Annotated in this window: 3 protein-coding genes and 1 pseudogene; 3 read left to right on the plus strand and 1 reads right to left on the minus strand. The window is 70.6% G+C overall.

Going from position 1 to position 19,661, the window contains the following annotated elements; genetic code table 11:
* Positions 1 to 195 precede the first annotated feature (195 nt).
* The 3 genes and pseudogenes from LEL84_RS24945 to LEL84_RS20115 all read left to right on the plus strand — a co-directional run bounded on the left by LEL84_RS24945 (position 196) and on the right by LEL84_RS20115 (position 17,481).
* Positions 196 to 15,107: pseudogene (locus tag LEL84_RS24945) on the plus strand (amino acid adenylation domain-containing protein).
* Positions 15,101 to 15,724: a low molecular weight phosphotyrosine protein phosphatase gene (locus LEL84_RS20110; protein WP_226512600.1), complete on the plus strand. Its 624-nt coding sequence runs from the start codon at positions 15,101 to 15,103 to the stop codon at positions 15,722 to 15,724. The pseudogene LEL84_RS24945 and the gene LEL84_RS20110 overlap by 7 nt, the downstream one beginning before the upstream one ends.
* Positions 15,721 to 17,481: a DUF4012 domain-containing protein gene (locus tag LEL84_RS20115; RefSeq protein WP_058252676.1), complete on the plus strand. Its 1,761-nt coding sequence runs from the start codon at positions 15,721 to 15,723 to the stop codon at positions 17,479 to 17,481. Before LEL84_RS20110 ends, LEL84_RS20115 begins: the two co-directional genes overlap by 4 nt.
* A 374-nt stretch (positions 17,482 to 17,855) precedes the next feature.
* On the opposite strand, the gene LEL84_RS20120 is transcribed toward LEL84_RS20115, so the two are convergent.
* Positions 17,856 to 19,115, minus strand: coding sequence for an HNH endonuclease signature motif containing protein (locus tag LEL84_RS20120; protein ID WP_226512601.1), 1,260 nt, complete (start codon positions 19,113 to 19,115; stop codon positions 17,856 to 17,858).
* Positions 19,116 to 19,661 lie beyond the last annotated feature (546 nt).

The raw sequence follows: 19,661 nt of genomic DNA on the forward strand, positions 1-19,661 counted from the left end.
GGACGGCACATGGTGAGTGGTGAGGCAAGGCGTTGAATTCGACGACGCCCGTGTTTCGATCTCGCGGCCGACGCATGCCTTTTTCATGCACGGCTGGGTGTGGCATGGCATTTCTGGGACCGGGGGGATCAGACGGTCGGCCCGCCCCGTGAGCCCCGTTCTCCCCGGCCGCACGCGTAGAGGCCGGGTCGTCGTATGAGCGATTCGTCCAAGCGCGAGTTCGTGGCCCCGTCGGGTCCCTCCGACCCCGACGCCCCGCGTCGTTTCACCCTCAGCGCGGCCCAGCGATCGCTGTGGTTCACCCAGCAGGCGGCGCTCGATGTGCCGATCAACGTCGCCCAGTACGTCGAGATCGACGGTCCCATCGACGCCGAACTCTTCGTGCGGGCGACCAGCACGGTGGTGCAGCGCGCGCAGTTTACCCAGCTCCGGTTCGTCGACACCGAGGACGGGCTGGTCGGCGTGTACGACCCCGCCCTGCACTACTGGGCCGACATCATCGATCTCCGTGACCGGCCGGACCCGCGCGCCGTCGCCGAGGAGATGATGGCGCAGGACTATTCGCGACCCCTCGACCCCCGGGTGGACCGGACCGCACGCGGGTGCCTGTTCCGGCTGTCCGACGACAAGGCGCTGGTCTACAACCGCGGTCATCACCTGCTCTCGGACGGGATGGGCGGCAAGGACCGGATGGTCGAGGCCCTCGCGGCCTATCACGCGGCGGTCACCGGCGAGCCCGCGCCGCCCCAGAAGCCGGTCGACCTGGACCTTCCGGCCCGCGCCGACGCCGAGTACCGCCAGTCGAAGCGCTTCGCCACCGACCGCGCGTACTGGCGGGAGAACATGGCGGGCGTGGGGATCGCCGCGACCCTGGCGCACCGCCCGGGACGTCCCGCAGCCGTTGCCAGACGCGTCGCCGCCGCGGTGCCCGCCGACACGATGGCGCGGTTACGTGCTGCCGCACAACGCGGTTCGACGATCCTGCCCAACGTTCTCGTCGCCGCCTTCGCGGCCTATCTGGGCCGCGCGGCCGCGCAGGGCGACGAGGTGATCTTCCAGTTCCCGGTCGCCGCGCGGACGACCGCCGCGCTGCGTGCCACCCCGCTCCCGGTCGCCAACATCGTGCCGCTGCGCACCGGGGTCACCGGATCGGGCAGCGTCGCCGACGCGCTCGCGTCCACCCAGGCCGCGCTCATGGGCGCGCTGCGGCACCAGCGCTACCGCGGCGAGGACATCTGGGCCGACCTCGCCGCCGACGAATCCTCCGGGGCGACACCGCGCACGGCGGCTCAGGAACGCTCCGGCCCGATGCTCAACCTGATGCTGTTCGACCGCGAATTCCCCTGCGGCGAAGCACGAGCCACGTTTCACATCCTGACCGTCGGCCCAGCCGACGACCTGACGATCAACATCTACCCGGTACCCGGTGAGGATCAGGATTCCTCGCTGATGATCGGCGTCGAGGCGAACCCCAACCGATACGACGACGCGGAGGTCGCCGAACACCACGGGCAGTTCCTGTCGATGCTCGACACGTTCGCCGATGCGCTCCTCCGGGCGCCGGACACCCGCGTCGACGACCTGCCGCTGCGTTTCGCCGACACCTCGGCCGAAGAGGCGCGTGAGCTGCCGACGAACGAGGCGCCGGACGCGGGCACCGTCTGGACGGCCCTCACCGACGTCGCGCTGCGTCACCGGCATGAACCCGCCGTCGAGTCGGGTGGAACATCCTCTGACGCAACGCTGCTGACCTTCGAACAGCTGCACGCGCGGGCTCGCGACCTCGGCGCTCGGTTGCGCACGCTCGGAGCGCGACCCGGCTCGGCGGTCGGCGTCCTGGTCGGGTCAAACGCGGACCGGGTGCTGTCGTGGTGGGCCGTCGCGGCGACGGGGGCCGCCGTGATCCTGCTCGATCCCGCAGCACCGCACTCGGTGTCGCCGGATGTCCCGGGGGTGTCCGGCGTGCTGGTGATCGCCGACGACGATGCGGACGTGCCGGCCGGTGTCCGCGCGGAGGACGTGCACACGCTGGCCGGACTGACCGGGGTCGCGCCGTCGGCGGAGCCCGCGTCGCCCCGTCCGGAGGACACCGCCTGCTTCGCCGTCGGCGCCGAGGGTGTGGTCGCACTCCCGCAGCGGGCCGTGGCCGCGCTCATCGTTGACGGCCTGTTCGCGCCGGAATCATTCGGCCACAACACATCCGATGCGGGACACGGACAGCTCGCGGTCACGGCGCCGATGGCCTCCTGGGCGGCCCACCTCGAGATCGTCGCCGGTGCCGCCCACGGGTTGCGGCTCGTCGAGCCCGACGCCGCCGGAGTGACGCACCGGATCGTGCCCTCCGGGTTACTTGCCGACGACACGGGGCGCGGCGCCGCGACGACGGTGCTGATCGTCGACGCCGGCGCAGCGCCGGCGCCGGCCGTCCGATACGCCGCCGGCCGGGATGTGCGGACCGCCTACAGCCCTCGGGGCGTGCTGGGCCCCTACACCGCTGCGAACCGTGTCCGTCCCGACCAGCCGATCGGCCGGCCACTCCCGAGCGGACACCCGCGCGACGGCGTCGGCATCGCGATCCTCGACCGCCGTCTACGACCCCTGCCGCCCGGCATCACGGGCGACGTGTACGTCGTGGGAAACGTTGTGCCACAGCACTTCGCTGGGGAAGGCTCGCGTACGTCGCCGACACTCGTCGCCTGTCCGTGGCATCCCGGCCGGCGCATGCTGGTCACCGGCGACCGCGGGCATCTCGAACCGGGGACGGGACTTCTCGTCATCGATCACCGCGCCGGTGAGATCGTCGAGATCGACGGCATCCGAGTCGATCTCGCACTGCTCGAACGTGCCGCCACGGAGGTCCCCGGGGTCGTGGCAGCGACTGCGACCGTACTCGGCGACGGTGACGGGCTCGCGCTCGGACTCGTGCCGGCCCGTTCCTCGTCGGAGGCGACCGAACCATCGGATCCGCAACGGATTCGGGCGGCGGTTCGACGCCGGGTCAATGCGGAACTCCCGGCGGTGCTGTGGCTGCGCCGGGTCGCGATCCTGGATGCGGTGCCGCTCGACGGGTTCGGCGGCGTCGACCGGTCTGCCGCCGCCGGGTTGATCGCCGCGGCGCCCGAAACGCGGGCCGCGCGCCGCCGTCCGTCGACGCCGGTCGAACGCGCCGTTGCCGACGCGGTGACGTCCGTCCTCGGCGTGCCCGAGCCGTCCCTGGACGACGAACTGGTCCAGCTCGGCGCCACGTCACTGGGATTCATGCAACTGGCCACGCACCTCGGTGACACCTTGCAGGTCGTCGTCAGCGTGCGCGATCTCGGTGATGTCACGACCCTCGCCGAACTCGCCGCCGTCCTCGAGGCCTCCGCGCCGCGCCGCGCCGCGCCGGGTGATCCCGCGGGCACCGTCCGCTACCGGCCGACCCGCGCGCAGCAGGAGATCTGGCTGCTCAATCGCGCCGACCGGCAGGCGACCGTTTATCACCTGCCGGTGCATGTCGTTCTCGCCGAGGGTATCTCGGCCGAAGTCGTCCGCGCCGCACTCATCGACGTCGCGGCGCGGCACGAGGCGCTGCGGACCGTGTACCCCGACACCGGCGGGGAGCCGGTCGCGGTCGTCCGCGGAGTCGACGAGGCGAGTGTGGCCGCGCCGATGACCGCGGCCACCCTCGACGCGACCGGCATCGACCTCGCCGTCGCGGCCCCCTTCGACCTGACGGTGGACCTGCCGTGGCGTGCGGTCGTCGACGAGACCGGCGAACGGACCGAGCTCGTACTCGTCGCCCACCACATCGCGATCGACGAGTGGTCGCTGCACACCGTCGTCGACGACTTCGCGCATGCACTGCGTGCTCGTCTCGACGGTGCGACTCCGGTGTGGACCGAGGACGCGGTGGCCTTCAGTGCCGCGCTGTCCGCGCGGTCGGCCGCGGTGGATGCGGCGGCCGAGGTCCATTGGGCGAAGACATTGCGGGAGGCCCCTTCTCGCATCGTGCTGCCGGAGCCGGCGCAACCGGTGCCGGCGGGACTCACCTCCGGTCCGGCGACCGTCCTGCGACGTGACATCGACCGTGGGGCTCGGGACCGTGCCGCTGCTCGTGCACGCGACTACGGGACGACGCTCAACACGATGCTGTGCGTGGCGCTCTCGGCCGTACTGGCCGAGTACTCGGATTCCGACGACTTCGTGTTGTCGGTGCCGGTCTCAGGACGATTCACCACCGAGGAACTACGCCCGGTCGGCATGTTCGTCGAGACGGTACCGGTGCGGATCTCCGGGGTGCGGCGCCGCAGCGTTGCGGAGACCCTCGCCCGCGTGGGCGCGGACCTGACGGCGGCGATCACCCACGCCGACGCGGCACCGACGGGGCTCGCCGATGTCATCTTCGCCTATCACGCCTCCCGGCCCGACGTCGCCGACCCGGCGGTGTTCGCCGAGGTCCAGACCTTGTCCGCCGGCCAGGCGCGAACCGCGTTGGAAGTAACCGTCTTCGACGAACCGGACGGGTTGTCGGTCGCGCTGACCGTCGCCGAACGCCGGGTCGACCCGATGGCTGCCGGCCACCTGCTCGACCGTTTCGTCGAGACGGTCGCCGCGCTCGGTGTCGCGACGCCCGACTCGGTCGTCGCGGGGTGCATCCCGGTTCCCGCCGCCCGGGCGCTCTCCGACCGCAGCCGTCGGACCACTCCCGTCGACCCGATCGATGCCCTGCGACGCCGTGCGCAGGCGAAGCCGGACGCCGCCGCCGTCATCGCCGACGACACGGCCCTGACCTATCGGGAACTGCTCGGTCGCGCCGAGGCCCTCGCGAACACGTTGCGGGAGAACGGGGTACAACCGGGCGACCGAGTCGCGCTGTCGCTGCCCCGAGCGCCGAGGCCGTGATCGCGATCGTCGCGGTGCTCTTGGCCGACGCGGTGTACGTGCCCATCGAACCCGACGATCCGCCGTCGAGGACGGAGCTGATCGTCGACGCCACCGCTCCCGTCGCGGTCATCGAAGCCGGGCCGGCGGTGCGCGCCGTCGCGACAAGCGAACGTGCACAACCGGTTCCGGGTGGCGCCTACGTGATCCACACCTCCGGCTCCACCGGTGTCCCGAAAGCCGTACTGGTGACCCGCGCGAATCTGGCGGCCATGCTCGGCGCCGCGCTGGACACGATCTACGCGTCCGACGACGACGTGTGGAGCTGGGTGCACTCCTACGCGTTCGACTTCTCCGTCTGGGAGATCCTGGGACCGTTGGCCTCCGGTGGTGCCGTGGTCGTACTGGAGCGCGCCACCGTGCTCGACCCGCGCTTGCTGGCGGCGGCGATCGACCGGTACGGGGTCACCGTCTGCTCGCAGACCCCGACGGCGTTCGGCAACCTCATCGACCCGACGGTGGCCGCCGTCGCCCCGGACGCCGGATCAACCGCGTTGCGCGCCGTCGTCTTCGGTGGCGAACCGTTGGCGCCGGGGCTGTTACGGGAGTGGTCGGCCGCGCATCCGGACGTCCGGTTGGTCAACATGTACGGCATCACCGAGACGACCGTGCACCTCACGGCGGTCGACGTCGATGTCGACGACGCCCGCAGCGACATCGGTGTCCCGCTGGACGGCGTCTCTACGGCGATCCTGGGCCGCGACCTCCGCCCGGTTCCGGTGGGCGCCATCGGCGAACTATACGTGAGCGGCGATCAGGTCACGCTCGGCTACCACAACGCTCCGGCCACGACCGCCGCGCGGTTCGTCGCAGACCCGAGCGGCACCGGCCGCCGGATGTACCGCACCGGCGACCGCGTACGCGAGATCGCCGGCGGCCGCATGGTCTATCTCGGCCGCAGCGACGACCAGGTCCAGATCCGCGGGCACCGCATCGAACTCGGCGAGATCATGTCGGTGCTGCGCGAGCACCCCGGCGTCGGTGACGCGCGCGTGCTCCTCGACCCGGGCAGCCGCCGCGGCGAGGAACGGCTGCTCGCATTCGTCACCGAGGACGGCCTCGCCGACTTCGATGTGCTGGACGCCCTCTCCGCGGAGCAGATCCTCGTGTCCTGTGCGAACAGGCTCCCGGCGCACATGATCCCGGCGCGACTCGCGATCGTCGACGGCTGGCCGATGACCCCGACCGGCAAACTCGACCGCCACCGGCTCACGGGCCTGCTGCCCGAGGTGCCGGCGGGATCGACCCGAGCACTGACACCGGCCGAGCAGACCGTTGCCGACGCCATGCGTGCCGTGATCGGCACGGATGCCGTGCTCGCCGCGGACACCAACTTCTTCGCGACCGGAGGGACGTCGCTGTCGGCAGCGCGACTCGCGGCCACGCTGACGGGCACCGGCGACCATGTCTCCGTCGCCGATGTGTTCGCCCACCCGACGGTGGCCGCGCTCGCCGCGCACATCGAGTCCGCGGCGAGTGCCGGACGCATGACGGCCGACGCCGCCCGGGCCGGTCTCACCGACTTCGCGGCCGCTGACGGGGTGGATCTGCCGCTCACCCCCGAGCAGATGGATCTGTGGCTCCGGTGGCGCACCGAGCCGGACTTCACCGGGTATCTGATGCCGCTCGCCCTCCCCGTCGACGCTGGCCCCGACGAGCTGCGCCGAGCCCTGCTCGCGATCGTGACGCGGCACGACGCGTTGTGCACCGTGTTCCCCTCGGGTCCCGACGGCCCGGTGCAGCGTCGCCGTCCCGACTCCCAGGTCGCAGGTGTACTGAGAGCGCAACTGGCGGAGTCGGTCTCGGTCGCAGACGTCGACTCGGTCGACACCGCGCTGGGTTTGCTGCACACGCCGATCGACCTGGCCGCCGAACTGCCCTGGCGGGTACGGATCTGCGTGGCGGACGGGCAGACCTGGCTTCTCGTCGTCGCGCACCACATCGCGGTCGACGGCGAGTCGTTCGGCATCCTGTTCGCAGAGCTGCGATCCGCCCTGTCCGGAACCCTCTCGGCGCCCGCCGATGTCGACTACCAGGAGTACTCGGCGTGGCGAGCCGGGTCGTTGGCCGCCCGGCGGACCGAGCTCGTCGCGCACTGGGTCTCGGCGTTCGATCGTGCCGTCGAACCGCTGCGCCTCCCCGAACTGAACCCGGCGGCCCCGCGTCCGTCCGCGCGGGAACGAGCGGTGGTGCACCGTGCGCTCCGGACGCTCGACCGCACTGAGACCGGAGCACTCGACGAACTGGCGGTGGCCAGACACAGCACTCCGTTCATCCTCGTGCACACCACGCTCGCGGCGGTGTTGACAAGGCAATCCGACGCCGAGGTGGTCACGATCGGCACCGCCCTGTCCGGGCGGATCGACCCGCGCCTGGTCTCCGTGCCGGGACTGTTCGCCCGTGCCGTACCCCTGCACACCCCGATCGACGTCGACCTACCGTTCGTCGACCTCCTGGCCTCGGTCACCGAGGTCGACCTCGGCGCGTTCGCGCACGCCGACCTCCCGCTCACCGAGATCACCGAGATCGCCGATCCCGGTCGGGTCAAGGCGGGCACCCCGCTGTTCGAGGTCTCCCTCGGCGCCGTCCCGGACGAGCTGGTGGCGGCGAGTCCGGCTGCGGCAGCGAGCGTCCCGTCGGACGCGAGTGCCTTCGGGGGAGTGCCGCTGTTCGGTGTGGACGTGTCGATGTACCGCCGGGACGGTGCGCTGCATCTGATGATGACGTGCACGGATGCGGTGGCGAGTGCCGCGAGACTGGACGCTCTGTGCGACCTCGTCGTCGAGACGATCCGGCGCGGGGTGCGCGAACCGAACCGGACGGTCGCGGCGCTGCTCGCCCCGTCGGACCCGACGTCGGTGCCGGACATCGCGCCGGAGAATCGGATTCGCGAGTTCGAGACGCTCGACGAGCTGCTGACCGGTGGGCTCGCTGACGATCCGGATGCGATCGCGGTCGTCGACCGGCGCCATCCGGTGCCCGGGCCGGGTGTCTCGCTCACCAATTCCGACCTCGACCGGCTCGCGACGTTCACGGCTCGCTCGCTCATCGAGGCGGGAATCGGTCCGGGGGACGTGGTGGTCGCCCTGCTGCCGCGCTCGGTCTTCGGCGTGCTCGCCACGGTCGCGGTCGCCCGCGCGGGCGCAGCGTTCGTGAACGTCGATCCGGCCGACCCAGCGGGGCGCCGGCAGATGATCATCGAGCGGTGCCGACCGCGTGCCGTTGTCACCCTCGCGGCGACCGCGGAATCCGTGACCGGCGGCATCCCGGTGCTCGCCCTTGACGAGTTGCTCGCCCGACATACCGATTCCGTTGCGAATGCGCCGGATTCGCTGCCGTTCGCCGCCGCCGAGCGGGTGCGCCCGCTGTCGGTGGACGACGTCGCCTACATCACCTTCACCTCGGGGACGACCGGACTGCCCAAGGGTGTGCAGGTGACCCATCGGGGCCTCACGGACTGGGCGCGCGACACCGTGGCCCGATTGCGGCTCGACTCGTCGGACGCGGTGTTGCACACGTATGCAACCGGATTCGACGCCCACCTGATGGGGCTCGTGCCCCCGCGGGTCGCCGGCGCCACGATCGTCGTGTGCCCGCCCGATGTCATCGCCGCGGACGAGCTCGCCGAGTTCGTCGACGCCGAACGGGTCAGCGTCCTGCTGACCACCCCGTCGGTGCCCGCGACCCTGCGGCCCGACGAACTCCCCGGTGTTCGTCACGTGGCGGTCGGCGGTGAACCCCTCGGCGCCGGGCTGGTCCGGGAGTGGACGGCCGGCCACACGCTGAGCAACGAGTACGGCCCGACCGAGGCGACCGTGGCGGTGAGCAGCGCGCGGTACACGGCGACTCCGGGCGGACCGATTCACATGGGCGCGCCGCTGGTGGGTGTGGGGATGTATGTGCTCGACCGTGCGCTGCGACGGGTGCCCGACCACACCGTCGGCGAACTGTACCTCTCCGGGAACTGCCTTGCCCGAGGGTATCTCGACGACCCGGCGACGACGGCCGGGGCGTTCGTCGCCGACCCGTTCAGCGCCGGCGGGCGGATGTACCGGACCGGTGACCTCGTCCACCGTCGTCCCGACGGCACGTTCGTGATCCACGGTCGCACCGACGATCAGGTGAAGATCCGCGGCGTGCGGCTGGAGCCGGGTGAGGTCGATGCGGCGCTGTCGGGGCTGCCCGGCGTGGCGACCTCGGTGACCGCGACGAGGACCACCCCGGCGGGCGAGAAGATCCTCGTGTCGTGGGTCGTGGTCGACGGAGACGATGCGGAAGTGGCCGACCTGCCTCGTCAGCTCGCGCACCTGTTGCCGCGCAGCATGATCCCGAGTGCGATCGTCGGTGTCCCGGCGTTGCCGTTCGGACGCAACGGGAAGATCGACGTGGCGGCGCTGCCCGATCCCGATTTCGCCGGTGCGGCAGCGGGTTCGGATGTCCGCCCCGGGCGGCCGCCGTCGGGGGCCACCGAGGAACTGGTGACCGCGGTGTGGGCGGAGGTCCTCGACCGTCCCGTTCAGTCGCTGGACGCCGATTCCGATTTCTTCACCGAGGGTGGTACCTCGCTGTCGGCCACGCAGGTGACGTCGAGGCTGACGGCGGCGACCGGTGCGGACATCGGGGTCCGCGAGATCTTCGAAGCACGCACGGTCGCGGGAGTCGCGCGACGTGTCGACGAACTGCTGGCCGGGCCGGGTGATACCGGCGCCGGAAGCGGAGTGGAGTCCGGCGCGGCACCCACCCGACTCCCGGTGCCGGAGTTCCTGCCGCTCGCATATCCGCAGCGCCGCATGTGGATTCACCATCAGTTCGATCCGCGTTCGACGGCCTACCATGTTCCGCTCGTGTTGCGGATGAGTGGCCGTGTCGACCTCGCCCGCCTGCGGAAGGCGGTCGACGAGGTGGTCGCGGCTCATGCCGTCCTCCGGACGGTCCACCCGGATTCGCCGTCGGGTCCACGGCAGCGCCGGATCGAGCACCGGAGTCCGGTGCTACGGCATCACCTCGTCGACGCCGCGGCGGGTCCCGAGGGTCTCCGTCGTGACGTCGAGGACTTCCTGCGACGGCCGTTCGATCTGGAGTCCGAGACCGGGTTCCGGGCCGCGGTCTTCGAGCTCGACTCGGCGGAGGATCCGCACACCCATCTGGCGGTGGTCCTGCATCACGTCGCGATCGACGGGTGGTCGATCCGGGTGCTGCTCACGGACCTGCTCCGTGCCTACGACGGCCAGCGGCTCTCGGTCCCCGCCGACGAGGCGTTCACCTATGCCGACTTCACGCAGTGGCAGATCGCGCGCCTTGGCGACCCGTCCGATCCGCGCAGCAGATACGCACGGCAACTGCGTTTCTGGACGTCGACGCTCGCCGATGCCCCCGGCCCGCTCCGGTTGCCGGGAATCGCGGACACCGGCGGTCGGCCGCGCGACGCTGCGACCGGGCGGTTGTCGGCGTCGATCGTCGGCACGGATTCACTGCACCAGACCGCGAAAGCGATGTCGGCGAGTGTGTTCCAGGTGGCGCACGCCGCGCTCGCGACGGTGTTGGGCCGGTGGACCGGTGAGTGGGACCTGCTGATCGGCGTACCGGTGCACGGCCGGCATGCGCCGGAGTGGGAGTCGGTGGTCGGCATGTTCGTCAACACCGTGGCCCTGCGGACACGGCTGCATCCGGGGCTCCCGATCCGCGAGGCCGTCGTGCGGGCTCGCGATGCCGCCCTGGCCGCCCAACCGCACAGTGAGGTCCCCTATGAGGACGTCGCCCGTATGGTCCGTCCCGACGGCCGGGAGGCCGGGGACCCGCTGATCTCGGTACTGCTGGTCAACCAGGACGTCGTGCCCCAGTCCTCCGGCGAGGTGGTGCTGGGCGGAGCGTCGGCGGGTGGCCCGGGTCCCGAGGCGGATGCCGTGATCGCCAGGCTGGTCCCGGAGTACACCGAGACCGTGGACGCCAAGTTCGACGTCGAGGTCGTTCTCGCCGAACGCGATGACGAGTTGCACATCACGGTGGTGCACTCCGCCGCCGTCCCGACCGTGGTCGCGCAGGCGCTTCTCGACGACTTCCGCAGATCGGTCGTCGCGGCGGCAACCGATGCCGATCAGCCGTTCCCGGAGGTCGACGGACCGGACGTCGACGTCATTGCGGCCGAACGAGTATCGGGCACCGCGGTGGCGCCGGCTGGTGCCGGGGCGTCGTCGCATGCGGTGTCCTCGGCCCCACTCGTCGCGGCGATCGCCGACGCGATGGCCGAGGTGCTGGAGGCCTCACCGGGTTCGGTGGGGGACGCCGACGACTTCTTCACGATGGGCGGTACCTCGCTCTCGGCCACACGGGTGACCTCCGCGCTGGGGCGCCGGCTCGGCGTCCGCGTGCCCACCCGGTTGCTCTTCGAGAACCCCACCCCGGTCGCGCTCGCACGGGCGGTGACCGAACTCCCCGCGGAGGGGACGGATGCGGGAGGCGGTTCGCCGACCGGCGCGTCGGAGGCCGACCTCGGCGACCTCCCACTCGCCCCGACGCAGCGCCGGATGTGGGTGGCCGCGCAGATGCTCGGAGCGGTGCCGATCTACGCCGTGCCCGCGGTGGTGCCCGTGCCGCCCGGAACCGACGAGTCTGCGGTCATCGGCGCGGTCGAGGCCCTCGTCGACCGCCATCCCGCGCTCCGTACCCGCTACCTCGCGACGCCTGACGGTCCCCGGCAGCGTGTTCTCGACGCCTGGCGCCCGTCCCTGCGGCGGGTGGGTGCGGCCGAGCTCACGACGCCCGCGGGGATCGGGATGCTCGGGGAGGCCTTCGATCTCACCGGTGAGCCACCGGTCCGGGTGTGGCTGGTCACCGGCGACGATCAGGTGACCCCGGTGGCGGTCGTGGTGATCGCGCACCACATCACCATGGACGGTGAATCCGCCGGCATCGTGCAGCGTGAGCTCGCGTCGCTGCTGGCGGGTCACGACCTCGGCCCGGCGCCGACGGGTTTCGCGGCGGTCGCCCGGCAGATGGCGGCCGACGACGAGCGATCCCGGGTTGCCCTGGTGGACTTCTGGCGGCGCGCGCTCGAGGGGCACAGCGGCGAGCTCGACCTCGCCCAGCGCCGCCCCGTCGTTCGGGACCTGCGGACCTCGACGACCGAGTATCTGCTGGAAGATGCGGTCGGACAGGCGATTCCGGCGGCCGCGCGCCGGGCGTCGGCGAGCGAGTTCCACATCCTGCACGCGGCGCTGGTGCTGGCCCTCGCGGTGCAGTCGGGGTCCGATGACATCGCGCTGGCCACGCCCGCCTCGATGCGCCGCGACTCCGACACCGCCGGCACGGTCGGCATGCTCATCTCCACCGTCGTGTTACGCACCCGGATTCGCCCCGGCATGACCGTCGGCGAGCTGATCACGGCGGTCCGCGACGACGACCTGGCGGCGCTCGATCATGCTGCGATCGCCTTCGACGATGTGGTCGCCCTGATCGATCCGCCGCGCGTCCCCGGGCGGCATCCGCTGGTACAGGTGGCGTTCTCGATGGCCGATCCGGAGATGCCCGGGCCCGACCCGGCAGACACCGGCGCGTCGACGTGGATGTCGCCGCGCAGCGAGTTCGACATCCACGTCGAGGCGGTGCCCGACGCCGGCGGCTGGCGGTTGCGCGTCCACCACGGCCGGGAACTGTTCGACGAGGGCACGATCCGCGCTCTCGGCGAGCGAGTGGTCGCCGCGGTCGCCGCCGTCGTGGGGGAGCCGTCACGTCGTCTCGCGGCCATCGAGCCGCTGACCGGCGCCGAACGACGCTTCGTCGCCGACCGAGCGCGGGCGTCATCGACCACGGGGGCCGAACCGCTGCTGGCCGAGCTCTTCACGTCGGCTGTCGAGGCGTACGGCGACCGTCCCGGCATCGCCGACGAGCACCGGTCCCTGACCTACCGCGAATTCGACGGGTGGGTCTCGGTGACCGCCCGCGCGATGCGACGTCGAGGGCTCGGTGCCGGCGACGCGGTGGCCGTCGTGGTGCCGCGGTCGATCGAGTCGGTCGTCGCGATCTGGGCGGTCAGCCGGATCGGCGCGGTGTGCGTACCGGTCGACGTCACCTACCCGACGGCCCGGATCGACCACGTGGTCGCCGGCGCGTCCGCGAGTGTGATCACGCCCGCCGACATCCCCGCCCAACCGACGGAACCGGTTGTGTCCGAACCGGTCACATCGGTGTCGCGCGACGCGCTGGCCTACGTCATCACCACGTCGGGTACCACCGGGACCCCGAACATCGTCGGGGTCACCCATCGCGGTGTACACCGCGTGGCCTCGCTCGGCGACGTCGAACCAGACGACCGCGTCGGGATGGCCATCAGTCCGGGATTCGACGCCACGTTCCACGACATGCTGTTGCCACTCGCCGCCGGCGCGACCCTCGTGGTGGTCCCGGCCGGGATCACCGGCGGGGACGACCTCGCCCGGTTCCTCGACCGCACCGGGGTCAGCGTCTTCACGGCGACGCCTTCGGTCGTCCGCACACTGCGACCGGCGGCGATCGGTGCGCTGCGCCTGGTGTACATCGGCGGCGAGGCACTCTCGGCCGATCTGGCCGCGGTGTGGTCGGAACATGCCCAGGTTCTCAACATCTACGGCCCCACCGAGACGACGGTGACCGTGTCCACCAGTGCATTCCGGCGCGGCGACCCGATCCGACTGGGGCATCCGCGCCCGGGCATCGGCGCCGAGGTGCTCGACGCCCAGCTGCGCCACGTCCCGCCGGGTGTCGTCGGCGAGTTGTACATCGGCGGAACCGGGGTCGCCCGTGGCTATCTCGGTGATCCGGCGCTCACCGCTGCGACGTTCGTCGCCGGCGCCGACGGCGTGCGCCGCTACCGCACCGGGGACCTGGTGCGGTGGGATCGCGACACCGGCGAGCTGGTCTACGTCGGCCGGGCGGACCGTCAGGTCAAGATCCGGGGTCAGCGAGTGGAACCCGCCGAGATCGACGCGGTGATCGTGCGGGCGGGCGCCGAGCGCTCGGTGACCGTCCTGCGGCCGGGCCCGGTCGGACCAGCGCTCGTGTCCTATGTGGTGGCACCGTCGGTGCCGGCCACCGAGCTCCGGGCCGCGTGCCGATCGTCGCTGCCGCGGCACATGGTGCCGAGCCGGATCGTCGTACTCGACGACCTGCCGCTCAGCGGCGCGGGCAAGATCGACGTACGCCGACTGCCCGAACCGGTCTGGTCGGAGTCCGTGCGCGAACCGGGAACCGCCACCGAGGCAGCGGTTCTCGACGCCTTCCGGGCCGTGCTGGGCGACGCGGCGGCCGGTCCGCACGCGGGCGCAGACGGTGCCGGGACACCCATCGGCATGGACGACGACTTCTTCGCCGCCGGTGGGCATTCGCTCGCCCTGCTGCAGTTGCGGGACGAACTGGCCCGCCGGACGGGCCGGGTCGTCGACGCGGCGGAACTCTTCGGTCATCGCACCCCGGCCGAGATCGCCCGGCTGCTCGACGACCCGGAAGGCGGCGTTAGCGGCCGACGCGTCGTGCCGCTGTCGCCCGGCACCGGCCGACGACCCGAGGTCTGGTGTGTGCACACCGCGACCGGGATCGTCGAACCGTTCCGGGCGCTGGGCGAGTCCCTGCCGTCGGCGTCGGTGTTCGGCCTGCAACTGCCCGAACTCGTACTCGCCGAGCGGGATCTTCCGACGACGATCGAGGGCATCGCGGCACTGCACGTCGAGGCCATCCGGGCGACCCAGCCGCAGGGACCGTACCGGGTCGTCGGCTGGTCCGTCGGCGGCATCGTCGCCCATGAGATCGCGCGCCGGCTCGTCGAACTCGGCGAAGAGGTCGCGCTGCTGGTGCTGCTCGACGCGCGGACGCCGGCCGAACTGACCACGGTGGACGACGCGGAGCTGCGAGCCGCCGATCACCCCCTGCGTGCCCTGGCCGAGCAGCACGACCCCGACGCACTGCGGCGGTTCGAGGACCGGACGAGGGGCCTGGCCGCGGCGGCGCGCTCCTACGACCTGCGTCCGGTGGCCGCCGGTAAGGTGCTCTACGTTGCGGCGCAGGACAACCCGGACCCGGACGCCTGGACGCGTGCGGTCGATCCGGACGGACGGGTCGTCGTCGACGTGCTGCACGCCGGCACGGCGCACGCAGAGCTGGGGCAGCCGGACGTATTGGCGCGGGTTGCCCGCAGAATCGAGGAGGAATGGTGACCGGATCCGAAGCGGCGACGCCGCAGATGTCGATCCTGTTCGTGTGCACGGGCAACATCTGTCGTTCACCGATCGGCGAACGCGTGCTGACCGGCCTCGCCGGCCTGGCGGGTGTCCCCGTGACGTCGTCGAGCGCCGGTGTCGGAGCGCTCAACGGGCAGCCCATCCATCCGCACGCCTCCGCCGTCCTGGTCGAGAACGGTTACGACGCATCGGGGTTCGAGTCCCGGTATCTGCGTCCGCCGATGCTCACCGAGGCCGACCTCGTGCTGTGCATGAGCCGCGAACACCGTGCCGCCGCGCAGCAGATGGCCCCGGCACGCTGGAAGCGGGTGTTCACGCTGACCGAGTTCGCGGCGCTCTGCGACCTCGGCGCGCTGCCGGAGATCATCGCCGGGCGTGGACGCCTCGATCCGAACTCGGACCTGCTCGACATCGTCGACCCGATGGGCCGCCCGCGCGAGGACTTCGACCGGGTTTTCGCCGAGGTCGAACCGAAGGTCGAGGCGTTGGTCACGTGGCTGGCGGCGCCGGGAGCGAAGCGAGCGGGCCAATCGTCCGCCGAGCAGGCCTCCGCCACTCGACCGGGCCGGCACGCGACGGGGGAGAGCCGATGATCCGGCGACTGGCGGGTAACCGCGTCGTCCAGGTCGTCGCGGTGGTGCTGCTGCTCGTCGCCGCCGCGCTGATCTGGCTGGCGTACTCGGCATTCCAGGTCCGCGACGACCTGGAATCGGTGCGCGCGGATGCGAGCAGGGCCCGGGCGTTGATGCTCGACGGCGATCAGGCCGGCGCCCGTCAGGCGGCCGAGGCGGCGTCGGTGCGGGCCGAGGACGCCCAGGACCGTGCGAACGGTTTCCTGTGGTCGGCGGCTGCGGCGGTGCCGGTCGTCGGATCGCCGCTGAAATCGGTGCAGCAGATGAGCGATGCCGTTGCGGCGCTGTCGGCCGACGTGCTGGTGCCGGCTGCCGACCTCGCCACCGTGCTCGACCCGAATCGCCTGCGCACCGGCAACACCGTGAACCTGGCACTGCTGCGGGATGCGCAGCCGGCGCTGAAGTCGGTCGCGGAGGAGTCGGCGGCGGTGGCCGCCCAGGTCTCGGCGATCGAACCGAGTTGGCTGGGCGTCGTGGCCGATGCCCGGGCTCAGCTCGCCGAGCAGGTCGAGGCTGCCGACTCGACGGTGCAGGCGACGAGCATCGCGGCCGAACTCGTCCCGTCGATGCTCGGCGCCGACGGTCCGCGCAACTACTTCATGGCGTTCCAGACACCGTCCGAGGCTCGTGGAACCGGCGGCCTCGTCGGTGGTTTCGCGGTACTGAACGCGACCGGGGGCCGGGTGACCATCCCCGAGCTCGGTGCGAATTCGGAGTTCCGCGACCCGGCCACCCCGCAGATCAACCTCGGCCCCGAGTACGACGCGATCTACTCCTACTACCGCCCCTACACCGACTTCCGGAACGGCAACCTCAGCGCCCACTTCCCCGACGCCGCGCAGATCTGGCTGGCGAACTGGCGCGCCCAGACCGGCCGCCAGCTCGACGGGGCGATCGCGCTGGATCCGATCGCGCTGAAGTATGTCCTCGAGGTCGTCGGCCCGGTGTCGGTGGGACGGGAGAAGATCACCGCCGACAACGTCGTCCCGATCACGCTGTCGACGGCGTATCAGCGCTTCGCCGACGACAACGCCGCGCGAAAGGACTACCTGCAGGCCATCTCCCAGGCCGTGGTGAACAAACTCGTCACCTCCGGCGGCAGCACGCGGGATCTGCTCGAGGCGCTCGGCCGTGGCGTGCACGAGCGGCGGATCATGGTGTACAGCACCGATGCCGAGGATCAGAAGATCCTCGAGTCGACGAAGCTGGGTCACCAGATCTCCGACACGTCGTCGCCCTATCTGCAGGTGGCCATCGGCAATGCGTCCGGAACGAAGCTGGACTATTTCCTGCGGCGCGAGATCAGCTACACCTCGGGCGGGTGCGAGGGTGACACCAGAGAGTCGACGATCACGGTGAAGCTCACCAACACCCTCGACACCACGGACACCACCGACTACGTCGCCGGCAACCTCGGGACCGAACTGTCGGTGAAGAAGGGAACCAACCTCGCCAACGTCGAGTTCCTGGCGACGAAGGGCGCGGTCCTCAAGGAGATGACCCTCGGCGAGGGCGGGGCCTTCTACGTCGAGCAGGCCCTGCACGGTCGGCCGTACTACTCGACCCGCGTGGGCATCGCACCGGGCGAGACCGCCACCATCGTGCTGAAGATCGACGAGCCGACCTCGGCACACGGGGACGCCGAGGTCCCGATCCAGCCGCTCGTCGACGACCCGACCGTCACCGTCGACGTCCCGGCGTGCGGGCCGGAGAACTGAGCACCCGGAGCTTGCGGAGGGCGCGTCCGCCCCTGCTCCCTGAGGAGCGTCCGGAGCTTGCGGAGGGCGCGTCACAAAGGGTCTTCGCAACTCCTCTCGCCAAGACCCTTCGTGACGCTCGCAAGCTCGCTCCTCAGGGAGCGGAGGGGGACGCTCGCAAGCTCGCTCCTCAGGGAGCGGAGGGGGACGATCGCAAGCTCAGTCCTAGAGAGCGGAGTTCTCTCGTGGTCCCGACGGCCCGTCCCCGGCCGACGATCTGACCGGGAACGGAGCCGACTGGGGCGTCACTGTGGAGTTGTCAAGGGACAGATGCGATCCCGGGCGATGGCCGGGTGCGAAAAGGTGCTGCGCGAAAGTGTGTGTCGGAGGGCCGGTCAGGCGGCGTCGTCGAGGCGCATGGTGCGTCGGTTGTATGCGGGTAGCGGTCGGCGTTGCGGATCGATCGACACGGGCGGTACGAGCCAGGGGTGGCGGTCGAAACCCATCACGATGTCCCACCCGTGGTGGTGGACCTGTGTGTGGCAGCGCTGGCAGAGCAGGCAGCCGTTGTCGAGGTCGGTGGGTCCGCCGTCGGCCCACGGCCTGATGTGATGCACCTGCGTATGGGACGGCGGTGCACCACATTTGATGCAGCACGCGTCGCGGACGATGATCGCTTTGCGGAGGTGTGCCGGATACAACCGACGGGTGTGACCCATCTGCAGCGGTACGCCCTCACTGTCGAGGACGATCTCGGTCAAGGATCCGTCGCAGGAGACCTGCTTCGCGGTGGCATGGCTGACCGATCCGGTCCACGGCAGTGTTGCGAGGTCTCCCGTGGCGGGGATGGTCAGCATCAGTTGCGTGCGTGGGCTTCCGACGGTGTTGATGCTCGCGCCGATCGCGGCTTGGTCGAGGATCAGTTCGAAGGCGTCGGCGCGGCGTTGCTCGGCGGTGCGTCGATCCTGTGCGCCGTCGGGTTCGGGCCTGGGGCAGGAGCGTTCGTCGATCATGGCCTGGAACTTCTCTCCCACGATTTGGGTGAGGTCGGCATGTACTTCGACGCGGCCGTCGTCGGTGGTGTGGGCGTTGACCGCGTTCAGCGATGGGTCGTCGGCGGCCGGTACACCGGTGTCGGCGGTGTCGGCGAGTGTGTTGCCGATAGTCCGCGCATGCTTGAACACGTCTGTCGGTGTTGCGCCCGAGAGTGCTTGGGCAATCAGTTCGATCTCATAGCGGGAGCGCTCATCCTCGGAAAGCGCCTCACCACAACGCTTGTCGATCTCATTCATGCCGCGGACGATGGCATCGACGATCTCGCTCGACAGTCGCCCGTCGGCAGCGTGACGCGCCACAGCGGGCAGAGTGGGCAGGACGTCGACACTGCGCATGGTGCGAAGAGCGGCGGCCGGTGCATGTCCTGACTCGATCAGCAGTCTCTTGGTGGTGCTACCGGCCTTCTGGGCGACGCCTAGTTCGTCGAGTTGCGCTGCGTGCGTGGCGATCTGATGATCTGCAAGGTTGCGGATCAGACGCCACGTGTCAAGGGCGTCGAATGTTGCTCTGCCCGTGGGATCGTCGGCGGGTGGGGCGGTCTCGACGAGCTGATCGAGGAGCGTGGTGAGCTCTGGCATGACTCCAAGGTACAGGAACATGGGTTCTATTTCGAGGAGTTTCCACAGGCTCGGAAATCGCGAAACTGGCTACTGTGCAGCATGTTTCGTTGATTGTGCCTCGATCGTCGTCAGTAGTCTAATCCTGTCACATACGTACCGTATTCTGTCCCAGAACGGTAGATGTGCTGCTGACCGACGACGGTCGTGTGACCGAATGTCGCGCGTCGTCCTGCTGCAGAGGTATCTGCTTGGTCAGGAAGCGGTCGATTACTCCTGAGCACAGGCGCTGCTCGTCGGGTGATTGATGGTGGACGGCCGGCCACCGAGGTGGCACGGGAACTCAACGTCCACGAGATCGCAAGGTGCCGCCCGACCGAGGCGGCGGGTGAGCGCGCGGAACGGACTAGACTGCGTGCCGAGCTCGCCGAGAGGGACCGTGACGTCGCGCTACGGAAGAAAGTTTCGGCGTACTATGCGGTGCAGCATCATCGGTGAGTCGTTTCGAATTCATCGCCGCGGAGTGCGCCTGCCATCATGTCATGAAAGGCGGTGCGCCTCTCATCATTTCGCGGACTGGATTTCTGC

Source organism: Gordonia sp. WA4-43 (assembly GCF_020520305.1).
GTDB lineage: Bacteria > Actinomycetota > Actinomycetes > Mycobacteriales > Mycobacteriaceae > Gordonia > Gordonia hongkongensis.